We start from the raw sequence: 16,752 nt of genomic DNA on the forward strand, positions 1-16,752 counted from the left end.
TTTTTGGGGAAAAAAAACCCCCAAACCCAAATCCCCGGCCCCCCCCCCCCCCGGGGGGCCCCCCCCCCGGCTTTCTCTGTCCCCGCACCCCGCACCCCGCACCCCGCACCCCGCACCCCGCACCCCGCACCCCGCACCAAGATCTCCGCAACTTCCCCGAAGTTGCTGCCTCCGACGCGCCAGAGACAGCAACATCCCTGATACTGCGCGGATCTTGACGACGGACACCGCCCCCGAGAGGGCCGGAGGGGGGTCTGGTGCGCCCACCGCCGCCAAGGTCACCCTCGAACCAGGATGTAGTGGCCTCACCGACGCACCGAGGCCACTACATCCTGGTTTTTGCACGATCTTGGAGTCGGGATGCCCCATGGAGGCACCGCGCGGCCGTTCCGGCCAGGCAACCCTCGGCCCAACCCCAGGGCAACCGTGATCCACTCGGTTTCACGGAAGTCGCGCTTTCCGCCTCGCTCGAACACCGCGATTTCAAGAAGACCGAGTGGATCACGCCGCGTGCACGGTCACAGACCACCCCGCAAGCACGTTTGCGCACCACTTCCCAAGGTCAGGGCCCAGGCCAGTCGGCGCCGCCCAACCCGGGCGCCGCCTGGCCTTGGCGGTGCCACTGGGGTGGACGGGCCTGAGGGGCCACCCGGCGGCGATGTGATCCCAGCCGGCCCGCGGATGGGCAGGCCGCCCACTGGGCCCGTCCATCCCAGTGGCGTGGACGGGGCCTGAAGGGCCATTCGGTAACGATGTGATCCCAGCCGGCCCGCCGATCGGCAGGCCGCCCACTGGGTCCGTCCACCGATGGGCCCGTCCACCGATGGGCCCGTCCACCGATGGGCCCGTCTAGAGGGTCTGCACGGTGGCGATGCGTTCCTCAAGCTGCTCGATGGTGGCCTGGGCGCTCGGCGGGCCGCCGCAGAGCCGGCGCAGTTCCGCATGGATCTTGCCGTGTGGCTGGCCGGTGCGGTGGTGTCGGGCGGCCACCAACGCGTTCAGTTGGCGCCGGAGGGCCACGCGACGCTGGGCGGCGCTCATGGGTGCGGGCGGCGCTGCTGTGGGCGCAGCGGCCGGCTGAGCGGCCCCGTCGGCCGTACGGCGGCGTTGGGCGGCGAGCTGTGCGGCCTGTCGCTTGGTCAGCAGCAGCGAGACCTGGTCGGCGGTGAGCAGGCCGGGCAGGCCGAGGTATTCCTCTTCCTCGGGGGTGCCGGCCTGGGCCGCGGTGCCGAAGGACGCGCCGTCGAAGATGACCTGGTCCAGCTCGGCGGTGGCCGAGAGCGCCGCGAACCGCTTCTCCAACTCCCCGCTGGCCTGGTCGTCCCGCTGCGCGCGTTCCAGCAGGTCGTCGTCGAAACCGTCGGCTTCCTTGGGTTTGCCGAGGACGTGGTCGCGCTCGGTCTCCATCTCGCTGGCCAACCCGAGCAGGTGCGGCACGCTGGGCAGGAAGACCGACGCGGTCTCCCCGGGCCGGCGGGCCCGCACGAACCGGCCGATCGCCTGGGCGAAGTAGAGGGGTGTGCTGGCGCTGGTGGCGTAGACGCCGACCGCCAGTCGCGGGATGTCGACCCCCTCGGACACCATCCGCACCGCGACCAGCCACCGCTGGTCGGACGCCGCGAACGTCGCGATCCGGGCGGACGCGCCCTGGTCGTCGGAGAGCACCACGGCGGCCTTTTCGCCGGTCACCTGCTCGATCAGCTTGGCGTACGAGCGGGCGGTCTGCTGGTCGGTGGCGATGATCAGACCACCGGCGTCGGCCATGCCCGCGTTGCGCAGCACGGTGAGTCGGGCGTCGGCGGCCCGCAGCACCTGTGGCATCCAGTCGCCGGCCGGGTCCAGGGCGGTACGCCACGCCTGCGCCACCAGGTCCTGGGTCATCGGCTCGCCCAGCCGGGCGGCCAGTTCCTCCCCCGCGTTGGTACGCCAGCGGGTCTCCCCGGAGTACGCCAGGAAGAGCACCGGCCGGACCACGCCGTCGCGGAGCGCGTCGGAGTAGCCGTACACCGAGTCGGCGCGGGAGCGCAGCAGCCCGTCTCCGCCCCGCTCGTAGCTGACGAACGGGATCGGGTTGTCGTCGGAGCGGAACGGCGTCCCGGTGAGCATCAGCCGGCGTACGGCGGGTTCGAAGGCGTTCTTCACGCCGTCGCCCCAGGACCGGGAGTCGCCGGCGTGGTGGATCTCGTCGAGGATGACCAGGGTGCGTCGGGTCATGGTGCGCCGCCGGTGCACCTGCGGGGCCATCCCCACCTGCGCGTAGGTGACCACCGCGCCGTGGAAGTCGGCCGCGGAGTGCAGGTCGGCGTTGCGGAACGCGGCGTCGAGTTGGATGCCCACCCGGGCCGCGGCCTCGGACCACTGGTTCTTCAGGTGCTCGGTCGGGGCGACCACGGTGACCGCCTCCACGGTGCCGTCGCCGAGCAGCTCGGCGGCGATCCGCAGGGCGAAGGTGGTCTTGCCGGCGCCGGGGGTGGCGACCGCGGTGAAGTCCTCGCTGCGGCGACGCAGGTATTCCACCAGGGCCTTGCGCTGCCAGGCGCGCAGCGCCGGGAACGTCTCGAGCACCGGCGTCCGGGCTGCCACGCGAAGCTCCTCTCCGACCGCACGATGGCGGACCCCGGGCGAGGGCCACGAGGATCCGCCGCCCATGAAAACGCCTCCGCGCAGAAGCTGCCGCGAAGGCCGACTCAGCATAACCAGCACGGGCCGCCGGGCCCAGGCGACGCCACGCTGGTCACAATCCCGCACCCGACCGAACAGCGGTCCGGCCCTCTCACCACTCCCGGTCGGTGCGTGGATCCGCCCCGTCGGCACGCGGCGGACGTAACGGGGCCACCGGCGCGGACCAGCGTCGACGCAGCGCGATCAGGCGCAGCCCGAAGACCAGGACGGCGGCGGCGGTGAGCGGTGCGGGCCCGGTCTGCCCGGTGACGTACAGCAGCGCCACCAGGACCGAACCGGCCAGCGCGGCCAGCGCGTAGATCTCCCGGCGCAGCACGACCGGGATTTCGGCGGTGAGCAGGTCTCGGCCGAGCCCGCCGCCGATCGCGGTGAGCATGCCGATCAGGCAGGCGCCGACCGCCGGCACCCGGGCGTCGAGCGCCTTGAGCGTGCCGGTGACGGTGAACAGCGCCAGGCCGGCCGCGTCCAGCACCAGCACGGTGGTGCGCAGTCGGGCCAGTTGCGGGTGCAGCCAGAAGACGGCGAGCGCGGTGATCGCGGCGGTGGCCGCGTACCGCCAGTCGGCGAAGGCCAGCGGCGGCACCTCGTCGATGACCAGGTCCCGGAAGATCCCACCGCCGAGGGCGGCCACGAACCCGACGAACGCGACGCCGAACAGGTCCAGTCGCTTGGCCACCGCCGCCGAGGCCCCGGACGCGGCGAACACCGCCACCCCGGTCAGGTCGGCGAGGAGCAGGGCGGTGGAGGTGGTCACCGCCGCAGGCTACGTCGCCGGCCGGAGCCCCGGCCGACGATCACTCACGGTACGAGTCGTAGATCTCCTTGCACTTGGGGCAGACGGGCGAACCCGGCTTGGCCGCCTTGGTGACCGGGAAGGTCTCGCCGCAGAGAGCGACGACGAAAGTGCCCATGACGGCACTCTCGGCGATCTTCTCCTTGCGGACGTAGTGGAACATCTCGGGACCGGTGTCGGCGTCCTTCAGTTCCGGACGCTCGAGAACCTCTGTGCTCACGTCTGCACCTCCAACCGACAAGTTTGGCAGGTCATCACGGCCGGGTCCACTTGAGGCCGGCCGAGGCCCCACCCCGTACGGTGCCCGTGTGACTGACTTTCGCACCAGCTACGGCACCGAGGTCGCCGAAGCCCTGCGCGACGGCCGGCCCGTCGTCGCGCTGGAGAGCACCATCGTCTCGCACGGTCTGCCCCGGCCGGAGAACCTGCGGGTGGCCAGGGAGATCGAGCGGACGGTTCGAGAGGCCGGGGCCGTTCCGGCGACGATCGGCATGATCGCCGGCGAGCTGGTGGTCGGCCTGGACGACGCGCAGCTGACCAGGCTGGCCACGGTCGACGGCGTGACCAAGCTCTCCGTCCGCGACCTCGCGGTGGCCGCCGCGACCGGCGCGGACGGCGCGACCACGGTGGCCGCGACCAGCGCGGTGGCCGCCTCCGCCGGTATCGGCGTGTTCGCCACCGGTGGGCTGGGTGGGGTGCACCGGGAGGCCGCGCACACCTTCGACGAGTCGGCGGACCTGGTCACCCTGGCGCAGACCCCGATCGCGGTGGTCTGCGCCGGGGTCAAGTCGATCCTCGACGTGGGCGCGACGCTGGAGCGCCTGGAGACCCTCGGGGTCGCGGTGGTGGGTTACCGCACCCGCCGGTTCCCCGGCTTCTACCTCACCGACGCCGGCTTCGACCTGGACTGGTCGGTGGACTCGCCAGAGCAGGTCGCCGCCGTGCTCGCCGCCCGGGACGAACACGCCCTGCACACCGGTGGGCTGCTCATCGCCAACCCGCTGCCGGTCGACGAACAGCTCGACCCCGAGCTGCACGACCGGACGCTCACCGAGGGCCTGGCCCTGCTGGAGCGGGACGGGATCACCGGAAAGGCCGTCACCCCGTACCTGCTCGCGCACTTCCACTCGGCCACCGAGGGCGCGAGCCTGGCGGTGAACGTGCGGATCATCCTGCGCAACGCCGACCTGGCCGCGCGGATCGCGGTCGCCTCGGCGGCCCGCGGCACCGCCGTCCCGGCATGACCCGACCGGCCCGAATGGTCGTCGTCGGGGACGTGATCACCGATGTGGTCGCCGTGCTGTCCGGGCCGCTCGCGGCCGGCTCGGACACCGGGGCCGAGATCAGTCTCGGCGGCGGCGGTCAGGCGGCCAACACCGCCGCCTGGGTCGCCGCGCAGAGGGTGGACGTCACGCTCGTCGGCGCCGTCGGGAACGACGACGCCGGGCGGGACCGGGTGGCCGAACTCGACCGGGCGGGCGTCGACTGCGCGATCGAGCGGGTCGAGGGCGCCCCGACCGGCACGGTCATCGTGTTGGCCGCCGACGACGAACGCACGATGGTCAGCCAGCGGGGCGCGAACCTGCGGCTGAGCGCCGCGCACGTCGAGCAGGCCCTCGCGGCGGTGCCCGACGCTGGGCATCTGCACCTGTCCGCGTACACCCTGCTGGACGCCGAGTCGCGCGGCGCGGGGTTGCGGGCGTTGGCCGCCGCCCGCGAGCGCGGGCTCAGCACCAGCGTCGACGCGGCCTCCGCGGCGCCGCTGCGGCGGGTCGGCGCGGCGGCGTTCCTGAGTTGGGTACGCGACATCGACCTGCTCCTGGTCAACGCGGACGAGGCCACGGTGCTGGCCGGCGGGCTGGACCCGGCGGCGCAGGGGCGGGTGCTGTCGGCGACGGCTCGGCGGGTCGTGGTGAAGGGCGGCGCGGCCGGCGCGGTCTGGGTCGACCGCACCACGCCGGTCTGCGTGGCGCCGGCCCGGCGGGTGGCGGTGGTGGACGTCACCGGCGCGGGCGACGCCTTCGCGGCCGGTCTGCTCACCGCGTGGCTCGCCGGTGCCACCCCGGCCGCGGCACTGAGCCGCGCCACCGACCTGGGCGCGTTGGCCGTCTCCACGGCCGGCGCACGGCCACAGCCGTAGCGCGGGCGTGACGAATCGAACCCTGGCCCGCTGGCGGGTCAGGGTTCGACGTCGATGACCTTGTGCGGGCGATCCTCGGCGGTGAGGCTCATCGGCGGGGTGTCGTCCTGTTGGCGCGGGTGGAACCGGTTGGCCAGCCGGTGCTCTTCCTTCGGCGGCCGGTCGTTGGCCAGCAGCACGGCCAGCCAGGGGATGAGCACCATGCCGAGGCCGCACAGCGGCAGCCAGAGCCAGAGCAGTGGGGCGTTCGCACCGACCAGGATCGCGCCGACGATGATGCACAGCACCCGGATGCCCATCATCAGGACATAGCGGCGCTGGCGACTGTTGAGCTGATCGTCCTGGCTGCGCGAGGCGTCGGTGATCAGAATCGGCTGGTACGCCTGACGCTTCACCATGGACCTCCTCGAGGGGGTTACACCTCATCCTGTCACCGCAGCTCCGTGATCAGCGAAATTCGACTCATCCCGTCGCGTGTTACGTCCGTGGTACGCTCCGCGACGTGGGCAGCAGGTTCAGCTTCACCGACGAGGCGTTGGCCAACCTGAGGGTCTACGACGTCACACCCGGGGAAGTCTGGGAGGCGCTGCACAGCGCCCGACGGGTCATCCGGCATCTGGGTGACGACGTGATGGTGGTCTACGCCGCCGCCCGTCGGGGCCGCCGGCTGGCGGTGCTGCTCGCCGAGGCCGATGGCACCGACAACGACTGGGACATCCTCTCCGCCCGCGAGCTGAGCGACGTCGAGTCCAAGCGATACGACGAGGCCGTGCGGAGACCGCGCCGATGAGGAGGCCGTGACGATGCACCGTAACGACGCGACCAAGCAGTTCCACGGCGGCGGCGACCGGATCGCCGACCTGATCGACGAGAGCCCGGCGGCGGAGCTACCCACCCCCGACACCGACGTGCCGATGGTGAGCCGCTCGGTGCGGCTCCCACTGGACACCTACGAGCGGGTCCGCGCCGCCGCCGACGCCCGGGGCATCGGGGTCACCACGCTGATGCGCCAGTGGATCGAGGCCGGCCTGGCCGACCTGGACGACTCGGCGACCGTCTCGCTGGCCGACGTCCGGCGTGCGCTGGCCTCGCTGGCGCACCCCACCGCCGCCTGAAGCAAACGGCTCAGCCGCCAGCGGTCTTCGCCTTGGCTGCCGCCTTCATCTGCTGCTTGAACTCCCGCACCCGACGCAGCGAATCGGCGTCGGTGACGTCGGCCACCGACCGGTACGCGCCCGGGTCGCCGTAGTCGCCGGCCACCTTCCGCCAGTCCTGCGGGGTCACCCCGAACCGCTTGCCGAGCAGGGCCACGAAGATCTGTGCCTTCTGCTTGCCGAAGCCGGGCAGCGCGGAAACCCGACGCAGCAGCTCCGGCCCGTCGGCGACCTCGGCCCAGAGCAGCGCCGCGTCACCGTCGTAGCGCTCCACCAGCACCTGGCAGACCTCCTGCACCCGGGCCGCCATGGCCTTCGGAAACCGGTGCAGCGCGGGCGGTTGGGCGAAGAGCGCGACCAGGGCCTCCGGGTCGTACCCGGCCAGCTCCGCCGCGTTTAGTTCGTGGCCGAGCCGCTGCTGGAGCACGTACGGCGACGAGAACGCCTTCTCCATCGGCACTTGTTGATCAAGAACCATGCCGAGGAGCAGGGCCAGCGGGCTGCGCTCCAGCAGCCGGTTGGCCTCCGGGTCGATGGGCGGAACGAGCGTCATGCGGACCATCCTGCCTCCCGCGCCGATCCGGGCGGACACCGACGCTCCGACGTCTACCGGCGGGTGACGCTGACCCGGGACACGACGGGGGGCAGGATGTCGGGGTGGACGAACACGACATGCTGCTCTCCCCCGCCGGCATCGACGCGCTGCGGAGCGCGCTGACCCGGACCGGTTTCACCAGCCACGGCATCGCCGAGCGGCTGGGCGCCCAGGCGACCGCCGCGGTCGCCCGCAACGACTACCGGGCCGCGTTGCGCGCCACCGAGGACGGCGACCCGCTCGGCACCCTGATCCGGGTGTTCATCTGCGACCAGACCGAGCCGGAGGCCACGGTGGCCGCTGCGCTGGCGCCGCTGAGCCTGGAGGAGGCCCTGGCCGGCGGGCTGGTCGAGCGGTACGGCGACGGCCTGCGCGCCGGCGTCGACCTGGAGCCGTACGGGGAGGACTGGTGGGTGCTCGCCGACGTGCCGGCCAGCGCCCGCCCGGGTCGCCCGTTGCACGCCGAGCACGTCCTCGGCATCGGCGGGGCGACCCACACCCTGATCGGCGCGACCATGCGCCGGCCGGTCGACACCGCACTGGACCTGGGCACCGGGTCCGGCGTGCAGGCCCTGCACCTGGCCACCCACGCCCGGTCGGTGACCGCCACCGACCTCTCCGAGCGGGCGTTGCGCTTCGCCGCGACCACCGCCGCCCTCAACAATCAGGACTGGGAGCTGCTCCGCGGCGACATGGTCGCCCCGGTGGCCGGTCGGCGCTTCGACCTGGTGGTGAGCAACCCGCCGTTCGTGGTCGGCCCGGGCACCACCACGCACGTGTACCGCGACTCCGGCCGAATCGGTGACGCGATCGGCGCCGAACTGGCCGCCGCCGCCCCGGGTCTGCTCACCGAGGGCGGCACCATGCAGTACCTCGCGAACTGGGTGCACGTCGCTGGCGAGGAGTGGGACGAGCGGGTGGCCGGCTGGTTCGCCGGGACCGGCCTGGACGCCTGGGTGATCCAGCGCGAGGTGGCCGACCCGATGGCGTACGTCGACCTGTGGCTCACCGACGTCGGCGAGACCGCCGACCCGCAGCGGATGGCCGCCTGGCTGGACTGGTTCGACGCGCACAAGGTGGAGGGCATCGGCTTCGGCATCGTGTCACTGCGCCGCGGCGGACACACCGACCCGGTGGTCCGGGTGGAGGACCTGCGCCAGCGGGTGCAGCCACCGCTGGGCGACCAGGTCGCCGCCTGGTTCGACCGCCGGGACTTCCTCCGGGTACGCGACACCGAGGCGTTGCTCGCCGAGCGCTACCGGGCCGCCGAGGGCCTCCAGCTTCGGCAGGAGGCCACCATGGGCGATGAAGGCTGGGGGGTGGACCGGCAGGTCCTGGCGATGCCGCACGGCCTGCGCTGGACCGAGGAGATCGACCCGCTGGTGCTGGCACTGGTCGGCGGCGCCGACGGCCGGCTGCCGCTGCGTGACCAGCTCGCCCTGCTCGCCGCCGCGCACGACGTCGAGCCCGACGAGATGGCCGAGGCCGCCGGCCCGATCGTGGCGCACCTGGTGGAGCGCGGCTTCATCGAGCCGGTGAGCGCCTGATGCGGGCGGTGGTGCAGACCGTCGGGCGGGCCAGCGTGACGGTGGACGGCGAGGTGGTCGGTGCCATCGAGAACGGCCTGCTGGTGTTGCTCGGGGTGACCCACACCGACACCGCGCAGACCGCTCAGACGATGGCCCGCAAGGTGCACGAGGTGCGCCTCCTGGACGGTGAACGGTCCGCCGCGGACACCGGCGCACCGATCCTGGTGGTCAGCCAGTTCACCCTCTACGGCGACGCCCGCAAGGGCCGCCGACCGACCTGGACCGCCGCCGCCCCCGCCGAGGTCGCCGAACCACTGGTGACAGCGGTGGTCGACGCGTTACGCGAGCGGGGCGCCAAGGTGGAGACCGGCCGCTTCCGCGCCCACATGCTCGTCGAAAGCATCAACGTCGGCCCCCAAACCCTCCTCCTGGACCTCTGACCCCACCTCCCATTCCCCACCCCACCCTCCCCCGGCCCCCTCGGTTGATCATGAAGTTATTGCCCGCCGCCTCGGCGTGTCGTGGCAATAACTTCATGATCAACGAACGTGGGCGGTGGGGGCGGGTTAGGAGAAGAGGCCTCGGCGGGACAGGGACTGGCGGAGCCAGTTGTCGAGCTCGGCGGTCCAGTCGGTGCGGTCGGCGGTGGCGTGGTCGACAGTGAACCGGCCGAAGGCGTCCCGGCCCTCGGTGAAGACACCGCCGCGCTTGTCGACCTCCAGCACCACCTGCATCTGCTGTGCGTCGGCGATGAAGGTGACCTCCAACTGGTTGATCGAGCGGGCGTACTGCGGCGCCGGGCTGAACTCGATCTCCTGGTAGAACGGCAACGTCTGGCGTACGCCGTAGATGTGACCACGCTCCACGTCGGCGCGTGCGAACCGGAAGCCCAGCCGTAGCAACGCGTCCAGCAGTCGCTCCTGCGCCGGCAGCGGGTGCACCGACACGGCGTCCAGGTCACCCTTGTCGACCGCGCGGGCGACCTCCAGCTCGGTACGCAGGCCCATCGTCATCCCGTGCAGGTGCTGCCCGTACAGCTCGGTGACCGGCGTCTCCCACGGCACGTCGAAGCGGAACGGGAGGTCGTAGCGCTGCCCCGGCTCCAGCCGGAACGCGCCGGTGACCCGCTGGCGGTGGAACTCCTGGGTGGTGTCGTAGTCGTTGTCGCCGCTCTCGACCTCGACCCGGGTGACCAGGCCGAGGGTGACGTGGTCGATGTCGACCTGGTGGTCGCCTCCCACCACCTGGATGCGGCCCTCCAACTGGCCGCCCGGGCGGCAGTTGGGGTTGGCCAGCACCGTCTCCACCGACGGGCCGCCGACGCCCATCGCCTTCATGAGCCGCTTGAAGACCACACCGTCCTCCATCTGTCGTAACGCCGACCAGAGGTGGCCGGCCGTCCGCAACGTAGCCGGGGCGGGCAACCACACACTCCGACGACACACCGCACCAGCGATCCGACCCATTCCTGTCGGGTGCCCGATCGCCTCACTCCCGTTTTACGCCCTGCCCGCCAAGCTGTTGTCACACCGGCACCACTGGGCCGGGAACACGGCACCGACGTGGAAACGGGGAGAGACAGAGATGGTCCTGCAGATGACGGAACACCGGACGCGCCCGGCCACCACGACCGACACCGACGGGGCTTCCGAGGCCCTCGTCGACCTGGACGCCACCGACGAGCGCGGCATCTCCACCGACCTGGTCCGGGCCTACCTCAACGGGATCGGCCGGACGAAGCTGCTGACCGCCGCCCAGGAGGTCGACCTGGCCCGGCGCATCGAGGCCGGCCTGTTCGCCGACGAGAAGCTGGCCACCTGCACCCCGGTCTCTGCGGAGCTGCGGGCCGACCTGGAGCTGATCGTCGCGGAGGGTCGGGCGGCCAAGGACCACCTGTTGGAGGCGAACCTGCGGCTGGTGGTCAGCATCGCCAAGCGCTACACCGGCCGGGGCATGGCGTTTCTCGACCTGATCCAGGAGGGCAACCTCGGTCTGATCCGGGCGGTGGAGAAGTTCGACTACGCCAAGGGCTACAAGTTCTCCACGTACGCCACCTGGTGGATCCGGCAGGCCATCACCCGCGCCATGGCCGACCAGGCCCGCACCATCCGCATCCCGGTGCACATGGTCGAGCAGGTCAACCGGATGGTCCGGGCCCGCCGCGAGCTGGCGGTGACGCTGGGCCGCGAACCGACGGTCGCCGAGGTCGCCCGCGCACTGGAGATCCCCGAGATCCAGGTCATCGAGCTGATCTCGTACGACCGGGAGCCGGTCAGCCTGGACCAGGCCGTCGGCGACGACGGTGAGAGCGCGCTGGGCGACTTCGTGGCCTCGGTGGACCCGCGTACCGAGCCGGGCGACGCCGCCGCACAGGGCGAGCTGCGCAACGAGGTCAGCATCGTGCTCTCCACCCTGTCCCAGCGGGAGCAGGCCGTCATCCGGCTCCGGTTCGGTCTGGACGACGGCCGCCAGCGCACCCTGGACGAGGTCGGCCGGGAGTTCGGCCTGTCCCGGGAGCGGATCCGGCAGATCGAGAAGGTGACGCTGCTGAAGCTGCGCGCACCCGAGCGGGCCCAGCGCCTGGAGGCGTACGCCTGCTGACGCACCCGGTTCCCACGGAAGGCCCCGGCGGTTCGCCGGGGCCTTCCGTGCCGTCGGGGTGTTTGACTGGGGCACCGGCCCGCTGATCGACGAGGCGAGGAGAGCGACGATGAACTGGACGTTGGAAGTGGTGATCGTGCCGGTCTCCGATGTGGACCGTGCGAAGAAGTTCTACGCCGACCAGCTCGGCTTCACGGTGGACCACGACACGGTGATCAGCGACGAGGCGCGCATCGTCCAGCTGACCCCGCCCGGCTCGGGCTGCTCGATCGTGATCGGCAAGGGGGTCATTCCGGAGATGCCGCCCGGCTCACTCAAGGGCCTGCAACTGGTGGTGCCCGACCTGAAGCGGGCCCACGAGGAGCTGGTCGGGCGGGGTGTGGAGGTCAGCGAGATCCAGGTGGTGGGTCAGAACCCCCGGCCGGTGCCGGATCCGCTGGACAATGTCGGCTTCGTCTTCTTCGCCGACCCGGACGGCAACACCTGGGGCGTCCAGCAGATCTCCAGCCGCGCCTGACCCGGCACGCTCACAGGCGGCGCGGGCCGGTGTCCGGGCGGGCGACCACCCCACCGACCCCTACCTGGGCGTGCAGGACCGAGATGCCGTCCGGGCGGGCGAGCACCGGGTTGAGGGTCAGCGACCGCACCCGGGGTTGTTCGTCGGCGAGCTGACCCACCCGCAGCAGCAGGTCGGCCAGCGCCGCCCGGTCGACCGGGGCGGCCCCCCGGTGCCCGCGCAGCAGCGGCGCCGCCCGGGGCTCGTCGACCAGCTCGGCCGCGTCCCGGTCGGTCAGTGGCACTGCCCGCCAGGCCCGATCGCCGAGCAGCTCGGTGGCGACCCCACCGAGGCCGAAGCCGACCACCGGCCCGAACGCCGGATCCTCCACCACCTCCACCACGCACGCCACCCCGGGCGGAACCATCGGCTGGACCAGGGCGTCCGCGCCGAAGGTCGCCGCCAGGTCGGTGTACGCGCGACGGAGGGTCGGCTCGTCGGGCAGGTCCAGCCGGACCGCGCCGAGGTCGAGCCGGTGCCGCAGCCCGGGGGCGGCCGCCTTGAGCGCCACCGGGAAGCCCAGCCGCGCCGCCGCGTCGGCCGCCGCGTCGCCCGAGTCGACGGGCACCGAGGCCACCACGTCGATGCCGTACGCCGCCAGCAGCGCGCCCGGGTCGGTGGCGTCGGCCCGGAGCGCGGCCTGCGCGGCGACTCGATCGAGGCCGGGCAACTCCGGTGCCACCCCGGGCGGGCGGCGAAGCCACTCGGCGTACCGGTGCGCGCGGGCGAGCGCGCGGACCGCCTCCTCCACGCCGCCGTACGCCGGCACCCCCGGCGGCAGCCGCCCGACCAGGAACGTCGCCACGGTCGGCTTGCCCAACGCGAGGGCGGCCGGCAGCGCGGCGGTCACGTCGGCGTCCACCTCGGTCAGCTGGCCGGGTAGCGGCGGGGCGAAGACCACCACCAGGGCGTCCACCCGTTCGTCGGCGGCGGTCTCGGCGAGCGCGGCGGCGAACTCGGCGGCACCGGCGCTCGGCCCGACGTCGCGGGGATAACCGTCGGCCACGCTCAGGCCGTGCCCGACGCAGGCGGTCGCGGCCAGCCCGGTGAGGGCCGAGGAGTTGCCGACCACACCGACCCGGCCGCCCACCGGCAACGGCTGGTTGGCCAGCAGCACCCCCACGTCGAGCAGCTCCGGCACGGTGTCCACCCGGATCACCCCGGACTGGGCGAAGAGCGCGGCCACCGCGACCTCGTCCGGCCCGGCGGCGTCACCGACCCCGGGCGGGCGGGCCGGCGATGCGAGCGCGACGACCGGTTTGGCGCGGCCGATCCGCCGGGCCAGCCGGGCGAACTTGCGCGGGTTCCCGAAGGTCTCCAGGTACAGCATGATCACGTCGGTGCCGGGGTCGTCCTGCCAGTACTGCAGGAGGTCGTTGCCGGAGACGTCGGCCCGGTTGCCCGCCGACACGAAGCTGGACAGCCCGAGGCCCCGCCGGTCCGCCTCGGCGAGCAACGCCACCCCGAACGCGCCGGACTGACTGAAGATGCCGACCCGACCGGCCGGCGGCAGCGCCGGGGCGAGGGTGGCGTTGAGGCGTACCGTCGGGTCGGTGTTGGCCACGCCGAGGCAGTTCGGGCCGACGACCCGCATTCCGGCCGCGTGCGCCGCGCGGACCAGCGCCCGCTGCGTGGCCGCGCCCTCACCGCCGGCCTCGGCGAAGCCGGCCGAGATGACCACCAGGCCGTGCACACCCGCGGCAGCGGCGTCGGCGACCACCCCGGTCGCCGCCTCCGGCGGGACCGCCACCACCGCCAGGTCCACCGGCGCTCCGGCGTCCACCGCCGACGGGTACGCGGGCAGGCCGGCCACTGTCGACGCGCTCGGATGCACCGGCACCACCGCACCGGTGAACCCGCCGTCGCGCAGGTGCCCGAGCACCGCCGCGCCGACGCCCTGGCCTGTGGCGCTGGCACCGTAGACGACGATGCCGCGCGGGGCGAGCAGCCGGGCGATCGAGCGGGCCTCGGTGCGGTGCTCCCGGCCGCGCTGCACCTCCAGGCTGGCCTCGGTGGGCGCGATGGGGAAGCTCAGGTGGACCACGCCGTCGGCGTACTCGCGCTGGACCTGGTAGCCGAAGTCGGCGAAGACCCGCAGCATCGTCCCGTTGGCCGGCAGCACCTCCGCGACGAAGCTCATGATGTCGTTGCGCCGGGCCGCGTCGGCCAGGTGCTCCATCAGCACCGAGCCAATGCCCCGACCCTGGTAGGCGTCCTCCACCACGAAGGCCACCTCCGCCTCGGGGGCCTGCGGGCCGAGCCGCTCGTAGCGGCCGACCGCGACGATCTGGTCGGCGGCCAGCACCACGAACGCCTCCCGGTCGTGGTGGTCCACGGTGACGAAACGGATCAGATCCCGTTCCGGGATGCGCGGGTACGGCGAGAAGTACCGCAGGTAACGGGTGCGCTCGGAGAACCGGCTGTGCATCGCCACGATGCCCGGCGCGTCGGCCGGGTCGATCGGTCGCAACTGGACCGTGCTGCCATCGCTGAGCAGCACGTCGACCGGCTGGCCCACGGTCGTCACCGGAACTGCCCTCCCCCGGCCCGGCTCAGTCCCGCGGATCGTGCGGGTCGAGCCCGAGCAGCGGGAAGACCGTCTTGCGGGTGGCCGCGATGGCCCGGTCCACCGCGTTCGGCTCGCCGGTCGGCTGCCACGGCTCGTACGACGGGTCGGCGTCGTCGGTCATCCGCAGCGGCACCTCCCGGCCCAGACGGCGGGAGGCGACCAGGTCCCGCCACCCGGGTGGGGTGAGCGTGGCCGGGTCGATCGGGTCACCGGTGGCCACGGCCAGCAGGTGACTCCAGGCCCGGGGCACCACCTCGACGAGCGCGTACCCGCCGCCGCCGGTGGCCACCCACCGGCCGTCGCACAACTCGTCGGCGAGCGCCCGCATCGCCAGGTAGGTGGCCCGCTGCCCGTCCACCGTCAGGTTGAGGTCGGCGAGCGGGTCCAGTCGGTGCCCGTCGGCGCCGCACTGGCTGACCAGCACCTGCGGCCGGAACGCGCGCAGCACCGACGGCACGATCGCGTGGAACGCCCGCTGCCAGCCGCTGTCGTCGACACCCGGCGGCAACGGCATGTTGACCGCGGTGCCCTGCGCGCCCGGGCCGCCCGTCTCGTCCGGGAAACCCGTGCCCGGAAAGAGCGCCAGCGGGGTCTCGTGCACGCTGACCGTGAGCACCCGGGGGTCGTTCCAGAAGATCTGCTGCACCCCGTCGCCGTGGTGCACGTCGACGTCCACGTACGCGACCCGCTCGGCGCCCAGGTCGAGCAGGCGGGCGATGGCCACCGCGGGGTCGTTGTAGACACAGAAGCCGGAGGCTCGGGCGGGCATCGCGTGGTGCAGCCCACCGGCCACGTTCACCGCCCGCCGGGCGTCGCCGCGCCAGACCGCCTCGGCGGCGGCCACCGTCGCGCCGGCGATGAGCGCGCTGGACTCGTGCATCCCCTCGAAGACCGGGTTGTCGGAGGTGCCCAGCCCGTACCCGGCGAAGAGCGGGTCGCGCGGCGCGTTGCGCACCGCGGCGAGGTAGGCCGGCTCGTGCACCCGGGTGAGCAGGGCGTCGTCGGCCGGCTCGGGCTTGACCACACGCACGCCTGGCCGATTGAGGATGCCCAGCTCGCGGGCGAGCGCGATGGTCAGCTCCACCCGGACCGGGTCGAGTGGATGGTCACCCATGTCGTAGGCGAGCAGCGACTCGTCCCACACCACCACCGTGTCGTCGGACATGAGCCCATCGTCGCACGAGGACCCGCACTGGCCCACCGCACGCGCTGGTCAGCGGCCAGGTGTCGACCCGGAGGCGACCGGCCGGGCCGGGTCGGCCACCCAGTTGCTCCACGATCCAACGTAGAGCGCGGCGTCCGTGCGGCCGGCCAGGTGCAGCGCGAGCACCGCCTGCGCGGCGGTCACCCCCGAGCCGCAGTACGCCCCGACGGCCCGCCCCTCGGTCACCCCGGCGGCGGCGAACCGCTCGCTCAACACGTCGGCCGCCAGGAACCGGCCGTCCGGTCCGACGTACTCGCCGGCGGGCAGGTTCGCCGCGCCCGGCACGTGCCCGGCGACCGGGTCGATCGGCTCGACCTCACCCCGGTAGCGCGGCGCCGCCCGTACGTCGAGCAGCACGGCGTCGTCCGCGGCGGCCAGTGCGGCGGCCTGCCCCGCGTCGAGCACCGGGAGATCACCGGGGCGCACCACGACGTCACCGGGGGGCGGGGCGGGGGCGTCGGTCGAGACGGGCCGGCCGGCGGCGACCCAGGCCGGGTAGCCGCCGTGCAGCACGCGCACCGGACGGTGCCCCGCCCAGCGCAGCGTCCACCAGGCCCGCGCGGCGGCCATGCCGTCGCCGTCGTCGTACACCACCACGGGGTGACCGGTGCGGACGCCGGCGGCCCGCAGCGCGGCCTGCAACGCGGCCGGGTCGGGCAGGGGGTGCCGACCGCCGGCGCCCGGCGCCCCACAGAGCGCGGTGTCCAGGTCGACGAAGACCGCCCCGGGCAGGTGGCCGGCGAGGTAGTCGTCGCGCCCGGGCGGGCCGATGAGCCGCCAACGGACGTCGAGCAGGGTGGGCGGATCGGCCTGGTCAAGCTCGGCGACGAGCCGATCGACCTCGACCAACGGCTCCTGGGTACCGGACATGGCGACCATCCAACACCATTCGCGCCGACGGCACGCGGCTCGGCGGCGGTCGCCAGCCC

16 protein-coding genes and 1 pseudogene are annotated in these 16,752 nt (G+C 73.1%); 8 read left to right on the forward strand and 9 right to left on the reverse strand.

All coding sequences use genetic code 11. The annotated features are described in order from the left end of the window. Positions 1 to 849: 849 nt before the first annotated feature. The 3 genes from ACFYL6_RS22445 to ACFYL6_RS22455 form a co-directional block, all read right to left on the reverse strand. Positions 850 to 2,583 (reverse strand): DEAD/DEAH box helicase, encoded by a 1,734-nt coding sequence (locus tag ACFYL6_RS22445; RefSeq protein WP_238660208.1) that lies wholly within the window; start codon positions 2,581 to 2,583, stop codon positions 850 to 852. 190 nt (positions 2,584 to 2,773) lie between these two features. Next, positions 2,774 to 3,436, reverse strand: coding sequence for a trimeric intracellular cation channel family protein (locus tag ACFYL6_RS22450; protein ID WP_387173883.1), 663 nt, complete (start codon positions 3,434 to 3,436; stop codon positions 2,774 to 2,776). A 40-nt stretch (positions 3,437 to 3,476) separates the two neighbouring features. Continuing rightward, positions 3,477 to 3,695: a DUF3039 domain-containing protein gene (locus ACFYL6_RS22455; RefSeq protein WP_007456912.1), complete on the reverse strand. Its 219-nt coding sequence runs from the start codon at positions 3,693 to 3,695 to the stop codon at positions 3,477 to 3,479. A gap of 88 nt (positions 3,696 to 3,783) precedes the next feature. On the opposite strand from ACFYL6_RS22455, the gene ACFYL6_RS22460 reads away from it, so the two are divergent. Further along, complete coding sequence (locus tag ACFYL6_RS22460; protein ID WP_387173886.1) at positions 3,784 to 4,719, forward strand: pseudouridine-5'-phosphate glycosidase; 936 nt, start codon at positions 3,784 to 3,786, stop codon at positions 4,717 to 4,719. Beyond that, on the forward strand, positions 4,716 to 5,615 hold the full coding sequence (locus ACFYL6_RS22465; protein WP_387173888.1) for a carbohydrate kinase family protein: 900 nt from the start codon (positions 4,716 to 4,718) through the stop codon (positions 5,613 to 5,615). The genes ACFYL6_RS22460 and ACFYL6_RS22465 overlap by 4 nt, the downstream gene beginning before the upstream one ends. A 38-nt stretch (positions 5,616 to 5,653) precedes the next feature. Here the strand turns inward: ACFYL6_RS22465 and ACFYL6_RS22470 are convergent, their stop codons facing one another. Beyond that, positions 5,654 to 6,013, reverse strand: a complete 360-nt coding sequence (locus ACFYL6_RS22470) for a DUF3099 domain-containing protein (protein WP_387173890.1) — start codon at positions 6,011 to 6,013, stop codon at positions 5,654 to 5,656. Between the two features lie 104 nt (positions 6,014 to 6,117). Between ACFYL6_RS22470 and ACFYL6_RS22475 the strand changes: the two genes are divergently transcribed. Both ACFYL6_RS22475 and ACFYL6_RS22480 read left to right on the forward strand, forming a co-directional pair. Then, positions 6,118 to 6,405, forward strand: a complete 288-nt coding sequence (locus tag ACFYL6_RS22475) for a hypothetical protein (RefSeq protein WP_387173892.1) — start codon at positions 6,118 to 6,120, stop codon at positions 6,403 to 6,405. 13 nt (positions 6,406 to 6,418) lie between these two features. Beyond that, positions 6,419 to 6,730 (forward strand): hypothetical protein, encoded by a 312-nt coding sequence (locus tag ACFYL6_RS22480; RefSeq protein WP_355420538.1) that lies wholly within the window; start codon positions 6,419 to 6,421, stop codon positions 6,728 to 6,730. Positions 6,731 to 6,740: 10 nt separating this feature from the next. Here ACFYL6_RS22480 and ACFYL6_RS22485 read toward each other — a convergent pair whose 3' ends face one another. Then, positions 6,741 to 7,331: an HhH-GPD-type base excision DNA repair protein gene (locus ACFYL6_RS22485; RefSeq protein ID WP_387173894.1), complete on the reverse strand. Its 591-nt coding sequence runs from the start codon at positions 7,329 to 7,331 to the stop codon at positions 6,741 to 6,743. Positions 7,332 to 7,426: 95 nt separating this feature from the next. Here ACFYL6_RS22485 and ACFYL6_RS22490 point away from each other — a divergent pair, with 95 nt between their 5' ends. Both ACFYL6_RS22490 and dtd read left to right on the forward strand, forming a co-directional pair. Continuing rightward, positions 7,427 to 8,911 (forward strand): methyltransferase, encoded by a 1,485-nt coding sequence (locus ACFYL6_RS22490; protein ID WP_387173895.1) that lies wholly within the window; start codon positions 7,427 to 7,429, stop codon positions 8,909 to 8,911. Next, a complete protein-coding gene (gene dtd, locus ACFYL6_RS22495) occupies positions 8,911 to 9,333 on the forward strand; it encodes a D-aminoacyl-tRNA deacylase (protein WP_387173897.1) in 423 nt (140 codons plus the stop codon). Before ACFYL6_RS22490 ends, dtd begins: the two co-directional genes overlap by 1 nt. A gap of 126 nt (positions 9,334 to 9,459) precedes the next feature. Here dtd and ACFYL6_RS22500 read toward each other — a convergent pair whose 3' ends face one another. Further along, positions 9,460 to 10,248 carry a sporulation protein gene (locus tag ACFYL6_RS22500; protein ID WP_387174110.1) on the reverse strand — a complete coding sequence of 263 codons (789 nt, stop codon included), beginning with the start codon at positions 10,246 to 10,248 and terminating at the stop codon, positions 9,460 to 9,462. 229 nt (positions 10,249 to 10,477) lie between these two features. Between ACFYL6_RS22500 and sigB the strand changes: the two genes are divergently transcribed. Together sigB and ACFYL6_RS22510 are read left to right on the forward strand one after the other, a co-directional pair. Continuing rightward, positions 10,478 to 11,494: an RNA polymerase sigma factor SigB gene (sigB, locus tag ACFYL6_RS22505; RefSeq protein ID WP_372492788.1), complete on the forward strand. Its 1,017-nt coding sequence runs from the start codon at positions 10,478 to 10,480 to the stop codon at positions 11,492 to 11,494. A gap of 109 nt (positions 11,495 to 11,603) precedes the next feature. Next, positions 11,604 to 12,011, forward strand: coding sequence for a VOC family protein (locus ACFYL6_RS22510; RefSeq protein ID WP_238659349.1), 408 nt, complete (start codon positions 11,604 to 11,606; stop codon positions 12,009 to 12,011). 10 nt (positions 12,012 to 12,021) lie between these two features. Here ACFYL6_RS22510 and ACFYL6_RS22515 read toward each other — a convergent pair. From ACFYL6_RS22515 to ACFYL6_RS22525, 3 genes and pseudogenes are all read right to left on the reverse strand, one after another. Continuing rightward, a pseudogene (locus ACFYL6_RS22515) lies at positions 12,022 to 14,606 on the reverse strand (GNAT family N-acetyltransferase). Beyond that, on the reverse strand, positions 14,603 to 15,784 hold the full coding sequence (locus tag ACFYL6_RS22520) for an acetoin utilization protein AcuC (RefSeq protein WP_387173899.1): 1,182 nt from the start codon (positions 15,782 to 15,784) through the stop codon (positions 14,603 to 14,605). Before ACFYL6_RS22520 ends, ACFYL6_RS22515 begins: the two are co-directional and overlap by 4 nt. A gap of 48 nt (positions 15,785 to 15,832) precedes the next feature. Then, positions 15,833 to 16,693, reverse strand: a complete 861-nt coding sequence (locus tag ACFYL6_RS22525) for a sulfurtransferase (RefSeq protein WP_387173900.1) — start codon at positions 16,691 to 16,693, stop codon at positions 15,833 to 15,835. Between the last annotated feature and the right edge of the window lie 59 nt (positions 16,694 to 16,752).

The sequence above is a fragment of the Micromonospora sp. NPDC007208 genome (assembly GCF_042869175.1).
Lineage (GTDB): Bacteria > Actinomycetota > Actinomycetes > Mycobacteriales > Micromonosporaceae > Micromonospora > Micromonospora foliorum.